The organism is Azospirillum sp. CT11-132, assembly GCF_047302835.1.
In the GTDB taxonomy this organism is placed as follows: domain Bacteria; phylum Pseudomonadota; class Alphaproteobacteria; order Azospirillales; family Azospirillaceae; genus Azospirillum.
The window spans coordinates 540,220-559,292 of the sequence record NZ_JBGLZA010000009.1; the positions used below are offsets into that span (position 1 = coordinate 540,220).

Here is a 19,073-nt window from a genome sequence, read left to right on the forward strand (position 1 = left end):
GCCTTCGCGGGGATGACATCCGTCAGGGCGAAGCCCCAGGGTTCATGCCACCTTGGCGCCGGCGGCGGAGAAGCCGCCCATGCTGTAGAGGCCGCGCTGGCCTTCCACCGGCTTGAACTTGTCGGTGATGCCCAGCACCGTTTCCGCGCCGCCCAGATACAGAACGCCGTCCTGCGGCATCTGCCGGGAAATCGATTCCAGCACCTTCGCCTTCGTCGGCTGGTCGAAATAGATCAGCACGTTGCGGCAGAAGACGATGTCGAACTGGCCCAGCGGCGACAGGTCGCCCAGCAGGTTCCATTCGCGGAACGACGCCATCTGGCGCAGCTGCTGGCTGATCTGCCACTTGTCGCCGTTCTGCTTGAAATGCTTCACCAGCATGGTGATCGGCAGGCCGCGCTGCACCTCGAACTGGGTGTAGATGCCGGCCTTCGCCCGCTCCACCATTTCCGCCGAGATGTCGGTGCCGATGATCTCGATGCGCCAGCCGGCCAGCTTCGCCGCCTCGTCGTTCAGGATCATCGACAGCGAATAGGCTTCCTGGCCCGACGAACAGGCGGCCGACCAGATGCGCAAGCTGCGCTTGGCCGCCCGCGCCTCCATCAGCCTCGGCAGCACCAGCTGCCTGAACTGGTCGAAGGGCTTCTGGTCGCGGAAGAAGGACGACTCGTTGGTCGTCATCGCTTCCGTGATGTCACGCAGCAGCGCCTCGTCCTTGCGGGTGCGGACGGTGGTCGCCAGCTCCTCCAGCCCCTTCATGTTCCACTTGCGCGCCACCGGCATCAGCCGGGATTCGAGCAGGTATGCCTTGTCGCGGGTGAGGACCAGGCCGGAACGCTGCTTGAGCAGCGTGGAGAACATGTCGAAATCTTCGACTCTCATGCTGCCCTCGAAGCGAGCTTGCGGATGTGGGGACCGATTTCCTTGAGCGGCAGGATGGCGTTGCAGATGCCGGCTTGCGCCACCGCACCGGGCATGCCCCAGACCACGCTCGACGCCTCGTCCTGGGCGATCAGGGTGCCGCCGCCGTTGACCACGTCGGTGCAGCCCTTCAGCCCGTCCTGCCCCATGCCGGTCAGGATGCAGGCCAGGATCTTGCGTCCGCCGAAGGCCTTCAGGATCGACCGCATCATCGGATCGACCGCCGGGCGGCAGAAATTCTCGGGCGGATCCTTGCTCAGCGCGATCACGTTGGTGCCGGCGCGCTGCGCCACCAGCATGTGGAAGTCGCCGGGCGCGATATAGCAGCGGTTCTGCACGACCGGCTCGCCGTCCTTGGCCTCGCGGGCGTCGATCCCGCACTGGCGGCTGATGTGCTCGGCCAGGATGGTGGTGAAGGTCGCCGGCATGTGCTGGGTGATCAGGATCGGCTGGCTGACGCCGGTCTTCAGGTGCGACAGCACCTCGAACAGCGCCTGCGGGCCGCCGGTGGAGCTGCCGATGGCGATCACGTCCGGCTTCACCGCGATGCCGGCCGGGGCCGGGCGGGTGGTGATCGGCCCGACCTCGCGCTTCAGCAGCCCGACCGGAGCCGCCGGGGTCAGCGGGCGGATCTCGCCGCGGCTTCGCGACCCGGCACGCCGGGCGGCGGCGCCCAGCGCCTTGACCTTGGCGACCAGTTCGCGCTTGAAGTCCTCCGCCCCGCCGATCTCGCGGGTGGAGGTCGGCTTCGGGATGTAATCGGCGGCACCGGCCGACAGGCAGCGCATCGAAACGTCGGCCCCGCGCAAGGTCAGCGTGGAGGCCATGATGATCTTCACCTGCGGCGCAACCGCCAGCAGCTTCGGGATGGCGGTCAGCCCGTCCATCACCGGCATTTCGATGTCCAGCACGATGACATCGATGGAATTGCGCTGCAGCGAATTGACCGCCATCTGTCCGTCGCCGACGGAGGTGACGACGCGGATGTCCGGGTCCCCTTCCAGCGCGCGGGTCAGCAGGCCACGGATGACGGCGGAGTCGTCCACCACCATGACCCGGACGGGATCCGGGTTGGCCGGTCGCGCGGTGGTGAGGGGGCCTCTGCCAAAACTGTCCGACATAACGGCGATTCGCCTTTCAACTCGACATAGTCAACGCGGCTTTTTCCCGGGCGGCTTCTCCCGGCGCCCGGGCCTGGAATGCGGCCAGGATCAGAGAAGGCCGACCTGCGCGAACTTGGTCTGGATGATGTCGCTGTCGAAGGGCTTCATGATGTACTCGTTGGCCCCGGCGGACAGCGCCTCCTGGATGTGGGCAAGGTCGTTCTCGGTCGTGCAGAACACCACCTTGGGCTGCTCGCCTCCGCTCATCTTGCGCAGCCGGCGCAGGAACTCGATCCCGGTCATCACCGGCATGTTCCAGTCCAGCAGGATGGCGTCGGGCATCTGCGCCGCGCAGGCTTCCATCGCCTGCCTGCCGTCCTCCGCCTCGCTGCAGGCGAAGTTCAGCTCTTCCAGGATCTTGCGCGCGACCTTGCGGACCACGCGGCTGTCATCGACCACCAGGCAGGATTTCATTGCGGCAGGGCCTCAGGTCATCTGTTCGTCGGCAAAAGCCGGCCGGGCCGGAGCGGCGCTCTCCATCGCGAAGAGCGCCGCGAGCCGTCAGGCCGTCTCGATGGTTGTGAAGTTGAGCAGACGGGGCACGTCCAGCACAACCATCAACTGGCCGTTCAGCCTATAAATTCCGGTCGAGACCTCCCGCCAGCGCGGATCCAGCGTCGCCGGGTTGCGTTCGAAGTCCTCCTTGGTCAGGCTCAGCACCTCGCCGACCGAATCGACCATCAGGCTGTACAGCTCGCCGCGCAGGTCGACGACGATCGACATGCCCGGCTTGTCCTTCGGCCGGCCGGTCAGGCCGAGCCGCAGGCGGACGTCGATGGCGGTGACGATGCGGCCGCGCAGGTTCAGCGATCCGGCGACCTCCGGCGGGGCCAGCGGGATGCGGGTGATCCGCTGATGGCCCAGCACGTCCTGCACCTGAAGGACCGGGATGCCGAACATCTGGTCGGCGATCGTCATGGTCACAAAGTCCTGGTTGCCGGAGACGACGAGATCGTCGCCCCTGGACTTCCGGACGGTGGACGGCAGCTTGGCGTTGCTCATGCGGCACCTTTCTGTTCGGTCAGCGTCTGCTGCAGCGCGAAGAGCAGCGCGTCACGGTCGAACTTGGCGACATAGTCGTTGAAACCGGCGATCCGGCCGCGGTCGAGGTCACGGGCGCTGGCGTGGCTGGACAGCGCCACCATCGGCACACGCTGCCAGCGGCTGCCGTGGCGCACCGCCTCGGCGAAGTCGAAGCCGCTCATGCCCGGCATCTCGATGTCGGAGACGATGACGTCGAAGTCCTCGCCCGCCTCGCAGAGAGCCAGCGCGTCGCCGGCATTCTCCACCGCCGTCACGTCGTAACCGGCGACCGACAGCAGCGGCGTCAGCAGGTTGCGGAAGAAGGGGCTGTCGTCGACCAGCAGCACGCGCTGCAGCTTCTCCTCCTCGAACCCCTCCTGGGCGGAGGAACCGAACCAGTCCTTGTAGGCCTGGGTCAGGAAGAAGCCGGCGTCGATCACCTCGGTCGCCTTGCCGGCGATGATGGCCGAGCCCATCAGGCCGGGACGCTCCGCGGCCAGCTGGACGTTCAGCTTCTCCTCGACGATGTCGACGATCTCGTCGACGATCAGGCCCATCGAGCGGTCGCCGTCGGCGAAGACCAGGACCGGCTGGCGGCCTTCGTTGGCGACGACGAAGTTCGGGTCGATCGGCACCAGCGGCATCAGCTTGCCGCGGTACTGGACCACCGGCAGGCCGTTCGACAGCTCGACCGTGGCGAGATCGACGTCCTCCAGGCGGGCGACCAGCGACAGCGGCACCGCCTTGGGCGCGCCCTCGCCGGCGCGGAACAGCAGGAGCGCCATCTTGTCCTCCTGGCGCTGGGTCTGGACCGCGGTGGTCTCCTTGCCCGCGGCCTCGCCCATCGCCATCTCGCCGGTGGCCGACGCGATGCCGTTGGGGTCCAGGATCATGATGACCGAGCCGTCGCCCAGGATCGTGTTGCCCGAGAACATCTCGATGTGGCGCAGGATCGGCGCCACCGGCTTCACAACGATTTCCTCGGTGTCGAACACGCGGTCGACCATGATGCCGAAGGTGTAGGTGCCGACCTGGGTGACGACGATGAAGGTCTCGTCCTCCGTCTTGGCGGCGCCCTCGCTGTCGTCCAGCCGCAGCAGCTGCTGCAGCGACACCAGCGGCAGAAGGCGGTTGCGCAGGCGCAGCACCGGCGTGCCCTTCAGCCGTTCGATGGTGTGCTCGCTGTCCGACGCGGCGCGCACCAGCTCGACCACGCTGATCTGCGGGATGGCGAAGCGTTCGCCGGCGCATTCCACGATCAGGGCCGAGACGATGGCCAGCGTCAGCGGGATCTTGATGACGAAGGTCGAGCCCTTGCCCTGGGCCGACTTGATCTCGATCGTGCCGCCGATCTTCTCGATGTTGGTCTTCACCACGTCCATGCCGACGCCGCGGCCCGACACGTTGGTCACCTTGGCAGCGGTGGAGAAGCCCGGCTTCATGATGAACTGGATGATCTGCTGGTCGGTCATCGAGGCCAGCTCGCCTTCCGACGCCATCCCGTTCTGGATCGCCTTCTGCTTGATCCGGTCGATGGCAAGGCCCTTACCGTCGTCCTGGATCTCGATGATGATGTGGCCGCCTTCGTGATAGGCGTTCAGCGTGATGCGGCCGGTCTCCGACTTGCCGGCCTTCAGGCGCTCCGCCGGGATCTCCAGCCCATGGTCGGCGCTGTTGCGCACCATGTGGGTCAGCGGGTCCTTGATCAGCTCCAGCACCTGGCGGTCCAGCTCGGTGTCGGCGCCGAGCATCTGGAGGTCGATCTTCTTGTTCAGTTCGTGCGCCAGATCGCGCACCAGACGCGGCAGCTTGGCCCAGGCGTTGCCGATGGGCTGCATGCGCGTCTTCATGACGCCTTCCTGCAGCTCCGACGTCACATGGTTCAGGCGCTGCAGCGGGGCGGCGAACTCGCTCTCCTTCTGCGACCGCAGGATCTGCAGCAGCTGGTTGCGGGTCAGCACCAGCTCCGACACCATGGTCATCAGGTTTTCGAGCAGGTCGACGTTGACGCGGATGGTCTGCGCGGCGACCGCTGATTCCTTGGTCGCGGCCTCGGCGCCCGCATCGGCGGCACCGCCGCCGGCCGAACCGCCGCCACTCGCCATCGGGGCGACCGGGGCCGGCATCTTGGCGGCTGCCGGCTCGGCGTCGGGCACGACGAGGTCCTGCGACGGGGCCGGCTCCTCGGCCGGCTCGGGCGCGCGGGTGGCGACCGCGGTGCCGGCGGCGGGAGCGGCGGCCGGGGCGGGAATATCGTTCGGGCCGGGGGTGGAGTTCCACAGCGCCTCAAGCTCGTCCAGGGTCACCGGACGGGACTCCGACGCGGCGACCGCGGGGGCGGTCGGAGGCGGCGGGGGCGGCGCGGCGGCGGCGGCCGGTGCGGGACCGCCCAGCTTGCCTTCGGCGCACAGGTTCAGCCGCTCGATCAGCGGCAGGTCGTCGCCCGGCGGTTCCGCCTCGGTCGCTTCCAGGACCGCCAGCAGGCTCTTGATGGTGTCCAGAGCCTGCAGGATCAGCGACACCGCTTCCGGGTTGATCGTCAGTTCGCCGTCACGGAACTTGCCCAGCACGTTCTCGGACGCGTGCGCCACCTTCTCCAGGCGGGGCAGGCCGAGGAAGCCGCAAGTGCCCTTGATGGTGTGAACGAGCCGGAAGATGTTCGACAGCAGTTCCGGATTGTTGGGGTTCTGCTCCAACCGGACCAGCTCGACGTCCAGCACCGAGAGGTTTTCGTTGGTTTCCGTCAGAAATTCGGACAGCAGATCATCCATGTCGCATTCCCCAGGCCCAATGTTTATGGTCCGCGCCGGCCTGCGGCTCGAACGGACGGCTTTGCCGGCCGCCGGTTGCGCTCCAGTCCAGGTAGGGTGGGAGCCTGTCAAACACTGATTAAGAGAACCTTACCTCTTCCGATAGGGAGTCCTCCCGGAGCTTCCACCGGTAGGATCGGGGTTTCATTGTCACAGGGAGGATCGATGACCGACGCCGAACTCGCCCAATCCGTGCGCGAAGCCGTGGAACGCCTCAACGCCGCGCTGGCGGAGGCCGCGCGCCACAATCTGGCGGTCACGTTGCGCACGACCGCTCACCAGACCACCGGCGGGGTGGAGCAGGTCGTGCTGGAGCCGCGGATCTTCAAGCAGCTGTAAGGGCAGCCGCAAGAGCGGCGGAGAGCCTCACCATTCCGCGGTGAAGACCAGCCGCTCGCTGCTTTCGGTGGCGACGGCGATGCGGAAGCCGTCGCTCTCGGCCAGCCGGCCGGCGAGATAGGCGTGGATGGTGCGCGGGGTCAGCGCCTCGGCCCCCGCCGTGCCGGCCAGCGCCGCCGCGGCCTCCGGGTTGAGCGTTCCCGGCCGCCCGGCAGCGGTCACGATGATGCGGCCGGCGGTCTCGTCGCCATCGGCGGCGACGGAGACCAACCCGCCATGGGTCAGCGCCTCGTCCGCCAGCATCACCAGATTCAGCACCAGCTTCACCACGCCGCGGCGCTGGGCGGTCATGTCGTGGGGAACCCGCTCCGGCCAGTCGAGCCGGGTGCGCCCGCCCTCGACATAGCCGGCGGCGGCGGCGCGGGCGTCGCCGAATCCCTTCTGGTCGCGCCCGGCGACCCCATAGGCCAGCCGGAACACCCGCAACCGGCGGTCGGCCTGACCGGAGGAATGGTCGATCAGCTTCACCGCCTCGCCCAGGAAGCCCCCAACGGAGTTCCCTGCTGAACCGCCCTCCTCGTCCTCCTGCATCTCCTCGATCAGTTCCAGGCCGTTGCGGATGGCGCCGACCGGGCTGACCAGATCATGGCAGAGCTTCGACGCCAGCAGTTCCAGCACGCGGATGTCGACGCTGACGGGGCGGGAGGACGATTCGGTCACAGGGCGGACTCCGGGAAAAAAGGAACGGCGACGGCGCGGTGCCGGAGACTCTATACTCTCCGGGCGCCGCCGCACAGGCGGTCGCATTTCCTATGTAGAATAGCGGCATGGATGGGACGCGACATGGACGATTCGCTGGTGCCCGGCGCCTGGGTGCGCCACCCGGACCAGCCCGACTGGGGGCTGGGACAGGTGCAGTCGGCCATCCGCAACCGCATCACGGTGAATTTCGAGCATGCGGGCAAGGTGCTGATCGATTCGGACGTCATCTCGCTGACGGTGGTCGATCCGGACGAGATCTGAGGTCCGGCATTTGGTGTTCGGGGCTCCGCACTCCGGGAAAGCGCGGATTGCGCGGCACCGGCGGCTTTGCTTTTATGCGAATGATTTCGGACGCCTGTTTGGGAGAGACCACATGAAGGCAATGATCCTCGGCTTCGCCGCCGCGGCGGTGATCGCGCTGGGCACGGCTGCGGTGCTGAACTCGGTCGGCCATTCGACCGCGGAGCGCTATTCCAGCACGTCCGTCCGCCTGTAGGAGAACATCGCCCCGCTCAATTCCACGAAAAGGCGACTTCCGGCTGCCCGGCGCACGGTGTAGGATCGGTCGATCCATGACCGGACACGGCGGGGCATTGCTTGATCTCGCGTCTCAAAGGGGGAATGGGCGCATTCGGTGTGGCGCTGATCCTTGGCCTCAACGCCATGGTCGGCTACGACCTGCTGCACCAGCGTGACCAGACCATCTCCCGGGCGCGGGAGGACACGGCGTCGATGGCGCTGGTGCTGGAACGCCAGGCGAGCGACACCCTGTCCGGCGTGTCGAAGATCCTTGCCGGCGCCGTGGAGGTGCTGGCCGTCCGGACCGACAGCTGGACCCGCGGCGATGCCGACATCCACGCCCTTCTGCGCCGTCAGGCCGCGCTGTCGCCGCTGGTCCGCGCCATCCTGGTGGTGTCCGCCGACGGCAGGCTGATCCACGATACCGAGACGCTGGAGCCGGCGAACGTCGACCTGTCGGACCGCGATTACCTGATGGCCCACCGCGACCGGCTGATCCCCGACGGCGGGATTTTCGTCGGCAATCCCGTGCGCGGCCGCACCTCCGGCACTTGGTTCTTCAGCATGAGCCGGCGGCTGGATTCGCCAGACGGCAGCTTCGCCGGCGTGGTGGTCGCCGTGCTGGAGCCGATGGCCTTCCGCGGCTTCTACCAGTCGCTTCCGCTGGCCGGCGACGCGGTGGTGACGCTCTATCACGCCGACGGCACGGTGATCGCCCGCTTCCCCGACCATGACGGCTTCATCGGCCGCTCCGCCCAATTCCTGCCGCTGTTCACCGACCTGCTGAAAAAGGCGCGGGCGGGAACCGAAATGCTGGACGGCACCGTCGACGGACCGCGCCGCATCCTCAGCCATCGCGCTTCCGCCGAGATGCCGCTGGTGGTGACGGTGTCCTCGTCGCAGGACGCGGTGCTGGCCCCCTGGTGGTCGAAGGCGATGACGCTTGCCGCGGCCGACTTCGCCGGGACGCTGGTGCTGGCGGCGATGACGCTGGCCCTGCTGCGCGAGGCGGAGCGGCGGGAACGGGCCATCGCCGACCTCCAGAACAGCGAGCAGGCGCTGCGCGACAGCCAGCGGAGGCTGATCCAGGACATCGCCGCCCGCCACAGGATCGAGGCGGAGCTGATCGCCGCCAAGCAGGTCTCCGACGCCGCCAACCGGGCGAAGACCCAGTTCCTGGCCAACATGAGCCACGAGCTGCGCACGCCGCTGAACGCGGTGATCGGCTTCGCCGAGGCGCTGGAAAGCGGCATCTTCGGCGCGATGTCGGGCAAGCAGACCGAATATGTCGGCGATATCCGCCGGTCCGGCCAGCATCTGCTGAGCCTGATCAACGACATCCTCGACACCACCAAGATCGAATCGGGCAAATACGTGCTGCACCAGGAGGATCTGGCGGTCGGCGACCTGATCGGCGAATGCCTGCGCCAGATGGAGCCGCTGGCGGTGGAAAAGGGCGTGACCCTGACGGCGGCGCTGCCCGCCACCCTGCCCATCCTCCATGCCGACGCCCGCGCGGTGCGGCAGATCCTGCTGAACCTGCTGTCCAACGCGGTGAAGTTCACCCCGCCCGGCGGGCGGATCGCGGTGGAGGCCGACAGGGCGGCGCGCAGCCTGCGCCTGCGGGTCAGCGACACCGGCATCGGCATCCCCGCCATGGAGCTGGAACAGGTGATGGAGCCCTTCCATCAGGTCGACAATTCCCACACCCGCCGCTATGCCGGGACCGGGCTGGGGCTGCCGCTGGTCAGGTCGCTGGTGGAGCTGCAGGATGGCCGCTTCGTGCTGTCCAGCGTGCTGGGGCGCGGCACCACCGCCACCGTGCTGTTCCCGCCGGCCCGCCTGCGCACCCATCCGGACGATCTGCGGCCTCTGGAACAGGTGCAGGCCGCCCCGGCATAAGAAACTCTCCCTAGGTCCGTCGCGCCTTGCCGACGATGACCAGGGCGATGCCGCCCAGCACGGCGACCGACGACAGCGCCAGAACCGGGGTGATCCGCTCGCCCAGCGCCAGCACCGCAACCAGCGCGGTGATGACCGGGACGCTCAGTTGGACCGAGGCGGCGCGGGCGGCGGTCAGGGCGGGCAGCGCCGCATACCAGATGGAATAGCCGACGCCCGACGCCAGCGCCCCCGACAGCACCGCATAGACCAGCCCTCCCTGATCCCAGCGCACGCCTCCGCCAAACAGCGGACCGGCCAGCGCCGCCAGCAGGGCCAGGACCGCCGCCATCGGCGCGGCGCGCAGGAAGTTGCCGGCGGTGGTGGCGATGGGATCGCGGCTGGTGCGCCCCAGCAGGGAATAAACGCCCCAGGCCGCTCCGGCCGCCATCATCAGCAGCGCCCCCAGCGGGTCCGGCGCCGACAGGCCGGGCGCCAGCAGCAGTGCCAGCCCGCCGAGCGCCAGCGCCAGCCCGCCCCATTGCAGCGGCACCAGCCTTTCGCCGCGATAGAGCCCGACGAGGATCATGGTGGCCTGCACCGCCCCGAACAGCAGCAGCGCCCCGGTCCCCGCCGTCATGGTCAGATAGGCGAAGGAGAAGGCGGCGGCATAGGCCAACAGCGCCGCCGCCCCGCGCCAGCTGCCGGCCCCCGCTTTCGCATGGCCGGTGGCGCGGGCGATCAGCCACAGGCTGGCGGCCCCGGACGCGATGCGGACCAGGGTGAAGCCGGCCGGGTCGATGTCGGTCTGGGTCAGCGCCAGCCGGCACAGGATGGAGTTCGCGGCGAAGGCCAGCATCGCCAGCAGGGTCAGCAGCGCCGCCCGCCCGGCGCTCGGCACCGTCGGCGCCGGAACGGCTCCCACCTTATCGCTCGCCATCACGATTGTTTTCCCTGCAACCATTTCCGCCCAGCTAGCCGCAGGGCCGCCGCCCTGTCAAACACCCAGCGGCGCCAGCCCCGTCCGACTTTGGTCGGACTGCGGCTACGAGGACGGGCCGGGCAGGGCGAACAGCAGCAGATAGGTGCGCTGGAGCGAGCTGAAATTGTTGTCGGAGATCAGATAGACCAGCGTTTCCCCCGCCGGCCCCGGCCGGGTGGCGATGCCTTCGAAATTGTCGTTCACCAGCGGCGGCTCCAAGCGCCCAAGCTCTTCGCCGTCCACAACGGCGCCGGCGGTCAGTTGGCCCGGCGCCACGCGGACCAGCCGCGACGACCAGCCGCCCAGCAGCGACACCCAGCGTTCCAGCACCAGCGCACCGCCGTCCGGCAGCGGGGCGACGCTGGTCGGGCGGTAACGCGGGGCGGCGAGATAGGTGAAGGGCTGCCAGTCGGCGGCACTGCGCGGAACGCCGTCGCCCTTGATCCCCGCCCGGGTAATCCAGGCGCGGCGTTCCCGGCGGCCGTCGTCCTTCCCCTCCTCCATGGCGAGCAGCCGTCCGTCGGGAAGGCGGGTCAGCGCCTCCAGCCCGCCATTCTCCGGCGCGCTGTCCATGCCCGGCGGCAGCGGAATCGGCGTCGGCGTGCCCTCCGGCCCGCGGTCGCCGCTCTTGTAGTGGAGGATGCGGTGGTCACGCTCCAGCGAGACCAGCCAGCCGCCGTCGGGCAGCCGCGTCAGATCCTCCGCATCGGTGCGGCCCTTGCTGTGGGAGGTCCCCTCCTCCACCGTCAGCGGTCGGGAATGGACATCGGACAGGCCGGTCAGCCGCCCTCCGGCATCTGTTTGCAGCCGGCCATCGACCACCAGCCCGGTGTCGCCGATGGCGAAGAAGCGGTCGCCGGCCGGGTCCACCCACAGCCCGGACAGCCCGCCGACCCGGTCGCCCCCGGCGATGTCCAGCCCACCAAGGAAGCGCAGCGGCCCGACCGTCAGCTTGCCCGACCGCCCACGGTCGAGCGGAACGGTGACGGCCTTGACCGATTCGGGCTCCCCTCCGCCGGCACCGACCACGGCGGCACAGCCGCCGGCCAGGGCCACCAGCAGCAGGCTCCAGACCACTGTCTTTCGTATCGTCATCGCGCCACTCTTGTCAGTGCAATCGAGAGACACAATCTTTCTTTTGAGGATCATTGCGTGCATATGGCGACCTGCGGCGCAGCCGTTGCGGCACATCCATCATACCGGCTAGGCGCGGCGGATTACTCCCTCAGAACCGGTGGGGTCGGCGGGACAAGCGCTTAGATTGACGAATGTTTTCGACGATGCCTATCCATGACGACCGAGCCGAGCCCGTTCCCATGCCGATGCTTCCGCGGTCGCAGACCGCCTATTCTCCTCCGGACCAGACCGGCGACGGCGTCGCGTCCGGCGTGTCTGGCGGCGTGTCTGGCGGCGAGGCCGGCGGCATGCCCCTGGCCGACCGGCTGGCGGCGCGCATCCAGGAGTTGGAAGCGGAGCTGCGGGAACTGCAGCACCGCGCCAAGAACAGCCTGCAGCTGGTCATCAGCCTGCTGAAGCTGCAGGCCGGCCGCATCCGCGATCCCGACGCCCGCGCCGCCTACGAGCAGACCATGGTCCGCATCGAGGCATTGGCGATTCTCTATCGTCAGCTGCACGAGAGCGGCGCCGGCACCCATGTCGACCTTGGCCGCTACGTCACCGCGCTGTGCGAGGCGGTGCGGGAAGGCACGCCCGGCGCCCTGTCGCGCGTGCCGGTGACCGTCAATTCCGACCCGATCCAGATCGGCCTGTACGAGGCGATGCCGCTTGGCCTCATCATCGCGGAGCTGGTGACGAACTGCCTGCACCATGCCTTCCCCGACGACGGCTGGATCCGCATCACCGTGCGCCAGCAGGACGACAGCGGCCGTGCCCGCCTGACGGTGGAGGACAACGGCCGCGCCCTGCCCGCCGGGTTCGACACCACGTCCGAAGACGGGATGATGCTGGCCGAGGCGCTGGCCGGCCAGCTCGGCGACACGTTGTCCACCGACAGCGACGCCGCCGGCACCACCGCCAGCGTCAGCTTCCCGGTCTGAAGACGCCCGGCACTCGTCGACAGTTCCAAACCCGCCTCTCGGCCGTCATTCCCGCGAAGGCGGGAATCCAGTCGTTTCAGCCGCTTAACTGCGGAGTTTCCTGGATCCCCGCCTTCGCGGGGAAGACAGCCGAAACGGGGGCTGCGTCGGCGTAACGACGATAAACGTCCCCCTCAGTGCCGGCATCCTCACCGTCATGGGGCTCACGTCGTCATCGTCGGATTGATGCCGCGACGCTTCATTCACGCGGCCCTGCAATTCTCCTGACACGGTTGATTTTTCGACCACCGGCGCGGTTCGGGTGGCTGCAATTCCCACCGGCTTTCACCAAATGGCGAAGGGTGGGGAAGGAAAGGCCTTCCCACATGTTATGACCCAGGACACGCAGCCGATCGGACGCCATGTACGCCCATTCGCCCCAGCCAATCCCGTCAGCCGGATCGCCGCCCGCCTCCACCGGGGCCACCGGCGCACTGCGGCCGATCCTGGAGCCGGGGCGGACCTGCTGGCGGGTGGAGGACACCGCGAGGCTGGGCGTCATCGTCGATGCCGAGGATTATTTCGCGCTGGCCAAGGCGGCCATGCGGCGCGCCCGGCGCAGCATCTACATGACCGCCTGGGATTTCGACGCCCGCATCCGGCTGATGCCACAGACCCGCCGCCCGCGCCGGCCCGACCGGCTGGGCACGCTGCTGAACTGGCTGGCGACGACGCGGCCCGACCTGCACATCCATGTGCTGAAATGGGACTATGCCGAGCTTTTCGACCTCGCCCGCTGGTCGCATCCCTTCATGCTGCGCAACTGGCTGACCCACCGGCGCCTGCAATACCGGCTGGACAGCGACCATCCGACCGGCGCCTGCCATCATCAGAAGATGCTGGTGATCGACGATCAGGTCGCCTTCTGCGGCGGGCTGGACGTCACCGCCAACCGCTGGGACACCCGCGCCCACCATGCCCATGACCCGCGGCGGCGCCAGCCCGACGGCAAGCCCTATGAGCCGTTCCACGACGTAATGATGGCGGTGGACGGCGACGCCGCCCGCGCGCTGGGGGAGATGTTCCGCGACCGCTGGGCGCGCGCCACCGGCGAGACGCTGACGCCCCCCGCCCACTCCCCCGGCCGGCCGGCCCGCCGCCACCCGCTGGCCGCCGACCCCTGGCCGCCCGGCTTCGAGCCGATGCTGCGCGGCGTGCGCGTCGGCATCGCCCGCACCGATCCCGCCTACAACGGGCGCGAGGCGGTGCGCGAGGTGGAAGCGCTCCATCTGGAGGCCATCGCCCAGGCGCGCGACGTCATCTATCTGGAAAGCCAGTATTTCGCCTCCACCGCGGTGGCCGAGGCGCTGAAAGCGCGGCTGGCCGAGCCGGACGGGCCGGAGGTGATCGTCGTCAACCCGGTGCGCACCACCAGCTGGCTTGAGAACACCGTCATGCTCGGCGCCCGTGCCCGGCTGACCCGCGAGCTTCGCGAGGCCGACCGCCACGGCCGCTTCCGCCTGTTCGCCGCGCTGACCGACGGCGGCGCCTGCATCACCGTCCATGCCAAGGTGATGGTGGTGGACGACCGTCTGCTGCGCATCGGCTCGGCCAACCTCAACAACCGCTCGATGGGTCTCGACACCGAGTGCGACCTTGCGCTGGAAGCCGGGCCGGGGCCGGAGCATGCGGAGACCCGCCGCGCCATCCGCCACACCCGCGACGACCTGATCGCCGAGCATCTGGGATCCACGGCGGCGGCGGTCGCGGCGGCGCACCGGCGGCTGGGGTCGCTCACCGCCGCCATCGAGTCGCTGCGCAAGCCGATCGGGCGGACGCTGGAACCGCTGCACGACCCCGAACCCGACGGGCTGGCCGCCGCCGTCGCCGACGCCCGCGTCTTCGATCCCGAACATCCGGTCGGCGCGGTGGATATCGTCCGCCGGGTGCTGCCGTCGCGCATCCCGCGCACCCGCCACTGGCTGATGCTGGCCGGCGTCCTGGCCCTGCTGGGGCTGTGGGGCATGTGGCGCTACACCGCGCTCAGCGAATGGGCGACGCTGGGCTCCGTGCTGACCGTCTTCCACAGCCTGGGCGAGAGCCCGCTGGCGCCGCTGTGGCTGATGCTGGCCTATGTCGCCGGCGGCTACGTCATGTTCCCGCTGACGGTGATGATCGCCGCCACCGCCATCGTCATGGGACCGTGGTGGGGCTTTCCCACCGCGATGGCCGGGGCGGTTGCCTCGGCGGTGGCAATGTTCTGGACCGGGCGGATGGCGGGACGCGACCTGCTGGACCGCCATGGCGGCCCGCTGATCGCCCGCATCAACGAGAAGCTAGCAGACAGCGGCATCGCCGCGGTGGCCGGCGTGCGCGCAGTGCCGGTGGCACCCTATACGGTGGTGAACCTCGCCGCCGGCGCGTCGAAGCTGCGCTTCGGCGACTATGTGATCGGCACCATGGTCGGTCTTGCGCCCGGCATCCTTGCCTTCAATCTGCTCGGGCACCAGCTTGAGCGCACCATCACCAACCCCGGGGCCGGCGACATCGCGCTGCTGGCGGGGATGGCGGCGGTGGCGATCGGGTTGGGTTGGGTGACCAGCCGCCTTCTCGGCCGTTCCGGCCGGAAACCTGCGGATGTGGGGCAAGACGACAGGGCAGACGAAAGGAATTTGGAACCGTGATCCGTTTCAGCCGTGACCGTGTCCAGCGCATCGCCGCCGCGTTGCGCGCCGCCCGCGCCCGCCGTCCCCGCCGTGCCGACCGCCGCAGCAACCCCATCCCGGACGGCATGGCCGCGCTCAGCGTCGCCACCTGGAACATCCACAGCTGCGTCGGGCTCGACGCCCGATTCGCCCCCGACCGCATCGCCCAGGTGATCCGCGACCTCGACGTCGACCTGATCGGCCTGCAGGAGGTCGGCTGGCACCATCGCGGCGAATCGGGGATGGACCAGTTCGCCTTCCTGGAGCGGCACACCGGGCTGACGGCCTATGCCGGCCCGACCAAGCACAGCGAGCGCGCCCATTACGGCAACTGCCTGCTGACCCGCCTGCCGGTGCGGTCGATGGAGACGATGGACCTGTCCGTCGGCAAGCGCGAGCCGCGCGGCGCCATCGACGCAGTGGTGGAGGTGCAGGGCCGCCCGGTGCGGGTGATCGTCGCCCATCTCGGCCTCGACCCCTGGGAGCGGGCCAAACAGGTTGGTGACATAGTGTCGCGGGTGGAAAGCCAGCCAGAGCTGCCCACCCTGTTCATGGGTGATCTGAACGAATGGACGCCCAGCTCCCCCCGGCTGCGCCAGCTCGCCTCCTCCTTCGCCGACGTCGCCAATCCGCGCAGCTTCCACGCCCGCATGCCGACCCTGCGGCTCGACCGCATCTATGTGACGGGAGGCTTGCAAATCCCCGCTTTCGAGGTGGTTCGCACCATCCTCACCCGTCGGGCATCGGACCATCTGCCGGTCCGCGCGGTGCTCGCCGTCCCCTGAACGTCAACGGCTGTTCCTAAACGTCAGTATGACCAACGGAATCGCGCTCCGAGGTCATAGCGGAATCGTTGCGGTTGATAATTTTTTGTGCAGTGCAATGTTCTTTTAACAACAGAGCTTTGCAAATGCGAAGAAGCTCTTGACCTATACGCCACCCCTGACGAAGGATATGGTTGGTAATACGATCAATGCGCTGATCGAAGGTATAACCGACCCTGGCCGACCGGGGGCAGCCGTGACGTGAGGATCTGATTTGCTGTACCATCTGTACGACATGCAACACGCCGCCATGCGGCCGATGCGTTTCTGGGCCGAAGCCGCCCAGCACACCTTCCAGAACCCGCTGATGCCGTTGTCCTACACCAAGCTTGGCCGGGCGGTCGCCGCCGGGGCCGAGCTGGTGGAGCGGACGACCCGCCGCTTCGGCAAGCCGGCATTCGGTTTGGCGGAGACGGTGGTCGATGGGCAGACGGTGCCGGTTACCGAGCGTTTCGTCTGGCAGTCCCCCTTCTGCAAGCTGCTGAACTTCGCCAAGCCGGAAGGCACGCCGCGCCAGCCCAAGGTGCTGCTGGTCGCCCCGATGTCGGGGCATCACGCCACGCTGCTGCGCGGCACCGTGGAAGCGCTGATCCGCGACCATGACGTCTACATCACGGACTGGATCGACGTGCGGCTGGTGCCGATGGCGGCCGGGCGCTTCGACCTGGACGACTACATCGACACGGTGGCGGAGCTGATCCGCTTCCTGGGGCCGAACACCCACGTCATCGCGGTGTGCCAGCCGGCGGTGCCGGTGATGGCGGCGGTGTCGCTGATGGCGGCGGCGGACGAGCCGGTGCAGGCGCGCAGCATGACCCTGATGGGTGGCCCGATCGACCCGATGGCCAACCCGACAGTGCCGGTCAAGCTGGCGATGGAACGCCCGCTGAAGTGGTTCGAGCGCAGCGTCATCACCACGGTCCCGGTCTATTATCCGGGCGCCTTCCGCCGCGTCTATCCCGGCTTCATCCAGCTGTCGGGCTTCATGTCGATGAACCTCGACCGCCACATCAACGAGCATGTCGGCCTGTTCCGCCACCTCGTCCGCGGCGACGGCGATTCGGCCGAGCAGCACCGCCGCTTCTACGACGAATATCTGTCGGTGATGGACCTGTCGGCGGAATTCTACCTGCAGACCATCGAGACGGTGTTCCAGAAGCACGCCCTGCCCAACGGCACCATGATGTCGCGCGGCCGCAAGGTGGAGCCGGCGGCAGTTCGCAAGACCGCGGTGATGACGGTGGAAGGCGAGCTGGACGACATCTCCGCCCCCGGCCAGACCATCGCGGCCCAGCGCCTGTGCTCGTCGCTGCCGGACGGGATGCGCAAGACGCATTTCCAGAAGGGCGTCGGCCACTACGGCATCTTCAACGGCCGCCGCTGGCGCGAAGCGATCCTGCCGGAAATCCGCAGCTTCATCCAAAGCCACGACGGGGAGTGAGGGGCTGCGGTTTCTTGCGGAGCTAGACCCCCACCTAACCTCCCCCGCTCTCAGCGGACCTACGGTCCGCCTGCCGCGTCAGCACAAAGCAAAGCTTTGTGCGAGAGCTGGGCGGGGGAGGGACTGCCGCCACTCTCCCGCATCAGCACCAATCCCCTCCCCCGCCCAGCGGGGGAGGGTCAGGGTGGGGGTCTAACTTCCGGTGCCGAAAGCTCAATCCACCATCGACCGCGCCTCGGTGAAGGCATCCATATGCCCCAGCCCCGACGCTCCGCCGGCCTTCACCCGCATGCCGGCGGTGGCGACGTGGAACAGGTAGCCCAGCGCGAACAGCGCAACGAACAGCCCGAAGACCAGCGCGTTGTAATAGACCATCGTCACCAGGGCCAGCACCGCCAGCACCAGCGAGATCGCGGGGAACACCGGGTAGAAGGGCGCGCGGTACGGCCGCTCCAGCGCCGGTTCGGTGGTGCGCAGGCGGAACAGCGCCGCCATGCTCATGATGTACATGACGATGGCGCCGAACACCGACATGGTCACGATGTTGGCGGTCAGCGGCTGGCCGCCGATCTTGATCAGCTCGTCGGAATAGATGGCGGCGATGCCGATCACGCCGCCGGCCAGGATGGCCCAATGCGGGGTCTTGCGGGTCGGGTGCAGGCGGGCCAGCACCGGCGGCAGGAAGCCGGCGCGGGACAGCGCGAAGATCTGGCGCGAATAGCCCATGATGATGCCGTGGAAGGAGGCGATCAGCCCGAACAGGCCGATCCACACCAGCATGTGCAGCCAGCCGCTCGATTCACCGACCACCGCCTTCATCGCCTGCGGCAGCGGGTCGTTGATGTTGGACAGCGCGTTCCAGTCGCCGACGCCGCCGGCGAAGATCATGGTGCCGAAGGCCAGCACCACCAGCGTCAGGATACCGCAGATATAGGCGCGCGGCACCGTGCGCTTGGGATCCCTGGTCTCCTCCGCCGCCATCGCCGCCCCCTCGATCGCCAGGAAGAACCAGATGGCGAAGGGGATCGCGGCGAAGATGCCGCCGAAGGCGTCCATGCTGAAGCTCGGCGACCCGGCCCAGCCGTTGGCGGTGAAGTTGGCCCAGGAGAAACCGGGATAGACGACGCCCATGAACACCACCAGCTCGATGATCGCCAGGATGGTGACGAACAGCTCGAAGGTGGCGGCGATGGACACGCCGGCGATGTTCAGCCCCATGAAGACGATGTAGGCGCCGACCGCCGCCGTCTTCGGGTCCAGCCCCGGAAATTGCACGTTCAGATAGGCGCCGATGGCCAGCGCGATGGCCGGCGGCGCGAAGACGAACTCGATCAGCGTGGCGAAGCCGGCGACGAAGCCGCCGGTCGGCCCGAAGGCGCGGTAGCTGTAGGCGAAGGGACCGCCGGCATGGGGAATGGCGGTGGTCAGCTCGGTGAAGCTGAAGATGAATGTGGTGTACATCGCCGCGATCAGGATCGTGGTGACGAGGAAGCCAAGCGTTCCCGCCGCCGCCCAGCCGTAGCTCCAGCCGAAATACTCGCCGGAGATGACCAGCCCCACGGCGATCCCCCACAGATGGAGCCCGCTCAGGCTCTTGCTCAATTCAGGCTTCGTGTTCCCAGACATGTTGCCTCCTGCCCCTGTTCAAAGGCTTTGAAAGTCACGGC

General features: G+C 68.3%; 17 protein-coding genes. 8 read left to right on the top strand and 9 right to left on the bottom strand.

All coding sequences use genetic code 11. The features are described 5' to 3' along the window. Positions 1–42: 42 nt before the first annotated feature. The 5 genes from ACCD06_RS34195 to ACCD06_RS34215 form a co-directional block, all read right to left on the bottom strand. The gene (locus ACCD06_RS34195; protein WP_109150429.1) at positions 43–882 is read right to left on the bottom strand and encodes a CheR family methyltransferase; all 840 of its coding nucleotides are present in this window, start codon (positions 880–882) and stop codon (positions 43–45) included. Beyond that, positions 879–2,042, bottom strand: coding sequence for a protein-glutamate methylesterase/protein-glutamine glutaminase (locus ACCD06_RS34200; RefSeq protein WP_109156336.1), 1,164 nt, complete (start codon positions 2,040–2,042; stop codon positions 879–881). Before ACCD06_RS34200 ends, ACCD06_RS34195 begins: the two co-directional genes overlap by 4 nt. A gap of 90 nt (positions 2,043–2,132) precedes the next feature. Further along, positions 2,133–2,498, bottom strand: a complete 366-nt coding sequence (locus ACCD06_RS34205) for a response regulator (RefSeq protein ID WP_109150431.1) — start codon at positions 2,496–2,498, stop codon at positions 2,133–2,135. An 87-nt stretch (positions 2,499–2,585) separates the two neighbouring features. Beyond that, a complete protein-coding gene (locus ACCD06_RS34210) occupies positions 2,586–3,086 on the bottom strand; it encodes a chemotaxis protein CheW (RefSeq protein ID WP_109047908.1) in 501 nt (166 codons plus the stop codon). Then, positions 3,083–5,878, bottom strand: a complete 2,796-nt coding sequence (locus tag ACCD06_RS34215; protein ID WP_413346918.1) for a chemotaxis protein CheW — start codon at positions 5,876–5,878, stop codon at positions 3,083–3,085. The genes ACCD06_RS34210 and ACCD06_RS34215 overlap by 4 nt, the downstream gene beginning before the upstream one ends. A 204-nt stretch (positions 5,879–6,082) precedes the next feature. Between ACCD06_RS34215 and ACCD06_RS34220 the strand changes: the two genes are divergently transcribed. Continuing rightward, on the top strand, positions 6,083–6,256 hold the full coding sequence (locus ACCD06_RS34220; RefSeq protein ID WP_169054747.1) for a hypothetical protein: 174 nt from the start codon (positions 6,083–6,085) through the stop codon (positions 6,254–6,256). 27 nt (positions 6,257–6,283) lie between these two features. Here ACCD06_RS34220 and ACCD06_RS34225 read toward each other — a convergent pair whose 3' ends face one another. After that, the gene (locus ACCD06_RS34225; protein WP_109156338.1) at positions 6,284–6,976 is read right to left on the bottom strand and encodes a histidine phosphotransferase family protein; all 693 of its coding nucleotides are present in this window, start codon (positions 6,974–6,976) and stop codon (positions 6,284–6,286) included. 123 nt (positions 6,977–7,099) lie between these two features. On the opposite strand from ACCD06_RS34225, the gene ACCD06_RS34230 reads away from it, so the two are divergent. The 3 genes from ACCD06_RS34230 to ACCD06_RS34240 all read left to right on the top strand — a co-directional run bounded on the left by ACCD06_RS34230 (position 7,100) and on the right by ACCD06_RS34240 (position 9,439). Further along, a complete protein-coding gene (locus tag ACCD06_RS34230; protein ID WP_169054748.1) occupies positions 7,100–7,279 on the top strand; it encodes a DUF3553 domain-containing protein in 180 nt (59 codons plus the stop codon). Between the two features lie 112 nt (positions 7,280–7,391). Then, the gene (locus ACCD06_RS34235) at positions 7,392–7,514 is read left to right on the top strand and encodes a hypothetical protein (RefSeq protein ID WP_256379198.1); all 123 of its coding nucleotides are present in this window, start codon (positions 7,392–7,394) and stop codon (positions 7,512–7,514) included. A gap of 125 nt (positions 7,515–7,639) precedes the next feature. Next, complete coding sequence (locus ACCD06_RS34240) at positions 7,640–9,439, top strand: ATP-binding protein (RefSeq protein ID WP_413346921.1); 1,800 nt, start codon at positions 7,640–7,642, stop codon at positions 9,437–9,439. Positions 9,440–9,449: 10 nt separating this feature from the next. On the opposite strand, the gene ACCD06_RS34245 is transcribed toward ACCD06_RS34240, so the two are convergent. Further along, entirely contained in the window at positions 9,450–10,358 is a 909-nt protein-coding gene (locus ACCD06_RS34245; protein ID WP_109156340.1) for a DMT family transporter, read from the bottom strand. Positions 10,359–10,463: 105 nt separating this feature from the next. Beyond that, positions 10,464–11,495 carry an esterase-like activity of phytase family protein gene (locus tag ACCD06_RS34250; RefSeq protein ID WP_413346923.1) on the bottom strand — a complete coding sequence of 344 codons (1,032 nt, stop codon included), beginning with the start codon at positions 11,493–11,495 and terminating at the stop codon, positions 10,464–10,466. A 221-nt stretch (positions 11,496–11,716) separates the two neighbouring features. Between ACCD06_RS34250 and ACCD06_RS34255 the strand changes: the two genes are divergently transcribed. The 4 genes from ACCD06_RS34255 to ACCD06_RS34270 all read left to right on the top strand — a co-directional run bounded on the left by ACCD06_RS34255 (position 11,717) and on the right by ACCD06_RS34270 (position 17,406). Next, positions 11,717–12,457, top strand: coding sequence for a sensor histidine kinase (locus tag ACCD06_RS34255; protein WP_109156342.1), 741 nt, complete (start codon positions 11,717–11,719; stop codon positions 12,455–12,457). A gap of 401 nt (positions 12,458–12,858) precedes the next feature. Then, entirely contained in the window at positions 12,859–15,120 is a 2,262-nt protein-coding gene (locus tag ACCD06_RS34260; protein WP_109156343.1) for a VTT domain-containing protein, read from the top strand. After that, positions 15,117–15,926, top strand: coding sequence for an endonuclease/exonuclease/phosphatase family protein (locus ACCD06_RS34265; RefSeq protein WP_109150440.1), 810 nt, complete (start codon positions 15,117–15,119; stop codon positions 15,924–15,926). Before ACCD06_RS34260 ends, ACCD06_RS34265 begins: the two co-directional genes overlap by 4 nt. A gap of 253 nt (positions 15,927–16,179) precedes the next feature. Next, on the top strand, positions 16,180–17,406 hold the full coding sequence (locus tag ACCD06_RS34270; RefSeq protein WP_109156344.1) for a polyhydroxyalkanoate depolymerase: 1,227 nt from the start codon (positions 16,180–16,182) through the stop codon (positions 17,404–17,406). 213 nt (positions 17,407–17,619) lie between these two features. On the opposite strand, the gene eat is transcribed toward ACCD06_RS34270, so the two are convergent. Next, a complete protein-coding gene (gene eat / locus ACCD06_RS34275) occupies positions 17,620–19,032 on the bottom strand; it encodes an ethanolamine permease (protein WP_136701224.1) in 1,413 nt (470 codons plus the stop codon). Positions 19,033–19,073: the final 41 nt, after the last annotated feature.

Bases quoted from the DNA above. Each gene is read 5' to 3' on its own strand.
- ACCD06_RS34245 (WP_109156340.1), bottom strand. From the start codon at position 10,358: ATGGCGAGCGATAAGGTGGGAGCCGTTCCGGCGCCGACGGTGCCGAGC.
- ACCD06_RS34195 (WP_109150429.1), bottom strand. From the start codon at position 882: ATGAGAGTCGAAGATTTCGACATGTTCTCCACGCTGCTCAAGCAGCGT.
- ACCD06_RS34215 (WP_413346918.1), bottom strand. From the start codon at position 5,878: ATGGATGATCTGCTGTCCGAATTTCTGACGGAAACCAACGAAAACCTC.
- ACCD06_RS34205 (WP_109150431.1), bottom strand. From the start codon at position 2,498: ATGAAATCCTGCCTGGTGGTCGATGACAGCCGCGTGGTCCGCAAGGTC.
- ACCD06_RS34235 (WP_256379198.1), top strand. From the start codon at position 7,392: ATGAAGGCAATGATCCTCGGCTTCGCCGCCGCGGCGGTGATCGCGCTG.
- ACCD06_RS34250 (WP_413346923.1), bottom strand. From the start codon at position 11,495: ATGACGATACGAAAGACAGTGGTCTGGAGCCTGCTGCTGGTGGCCCTG.
- ACCD06_RS34200 (WP_109156336.1), bottom strand. From the start codon at position 2,042: ATGTCGGACAGTTTTGGCAGAGGCCCCCTCACCACCGCGCGACCGGCC.
- ACCD06_RS34210 (WP_109047908.1), bottom strand. From the start codon at position 3,086: ATGAGCAACGCCAAGCTGCCGTCCACCGTCCGGAAGTCCAGGGGCGAC.
- ACCD06_RS34230 (WP_169054748.1), top strand. From the start codon at position 7,100: ATGGACGATTCGCTGGTGCCCGGCGCCTGGGTGCGCCACCCGGACCAG.
- ACCD06_RS34260 (WP_109156343.1), top strand. From the start codon at position 12,859: ATGTACGCCCATTCGCCCCAGCCAATCCCGTCAGCCGGATCGCCGCCC.
- eat (WP_136701224.1), bottom strand. From the start codon at position 19,032: ATGTCTGGGAACACGAAGCCTGAATTGAGCAAGAGCCTGAGCGGGCTC.
- ACCD06_RS34255 (WP_109156342.1), top strand. From the start codon at position 11,717: ATGCCGATGCTTCCGCGGTCGCAGACCGCCTATTCTCCTCCGGACCAG.
- ACCD06_RS34220 (WP_169054747.1), top strand. From the start codon at position 6,083: ATGACCGACGCCGAACTCGCCCAATCCGTGCGCGAAGCCGTGGAACGC.
- ACCD06_RS34240 (WP_413346921.1), top strand. From the start codon at position 7,640: ATGGGCGCATTCGGTGTGGCGCTGATCCTTGGCCTCAACGCCATGGTC.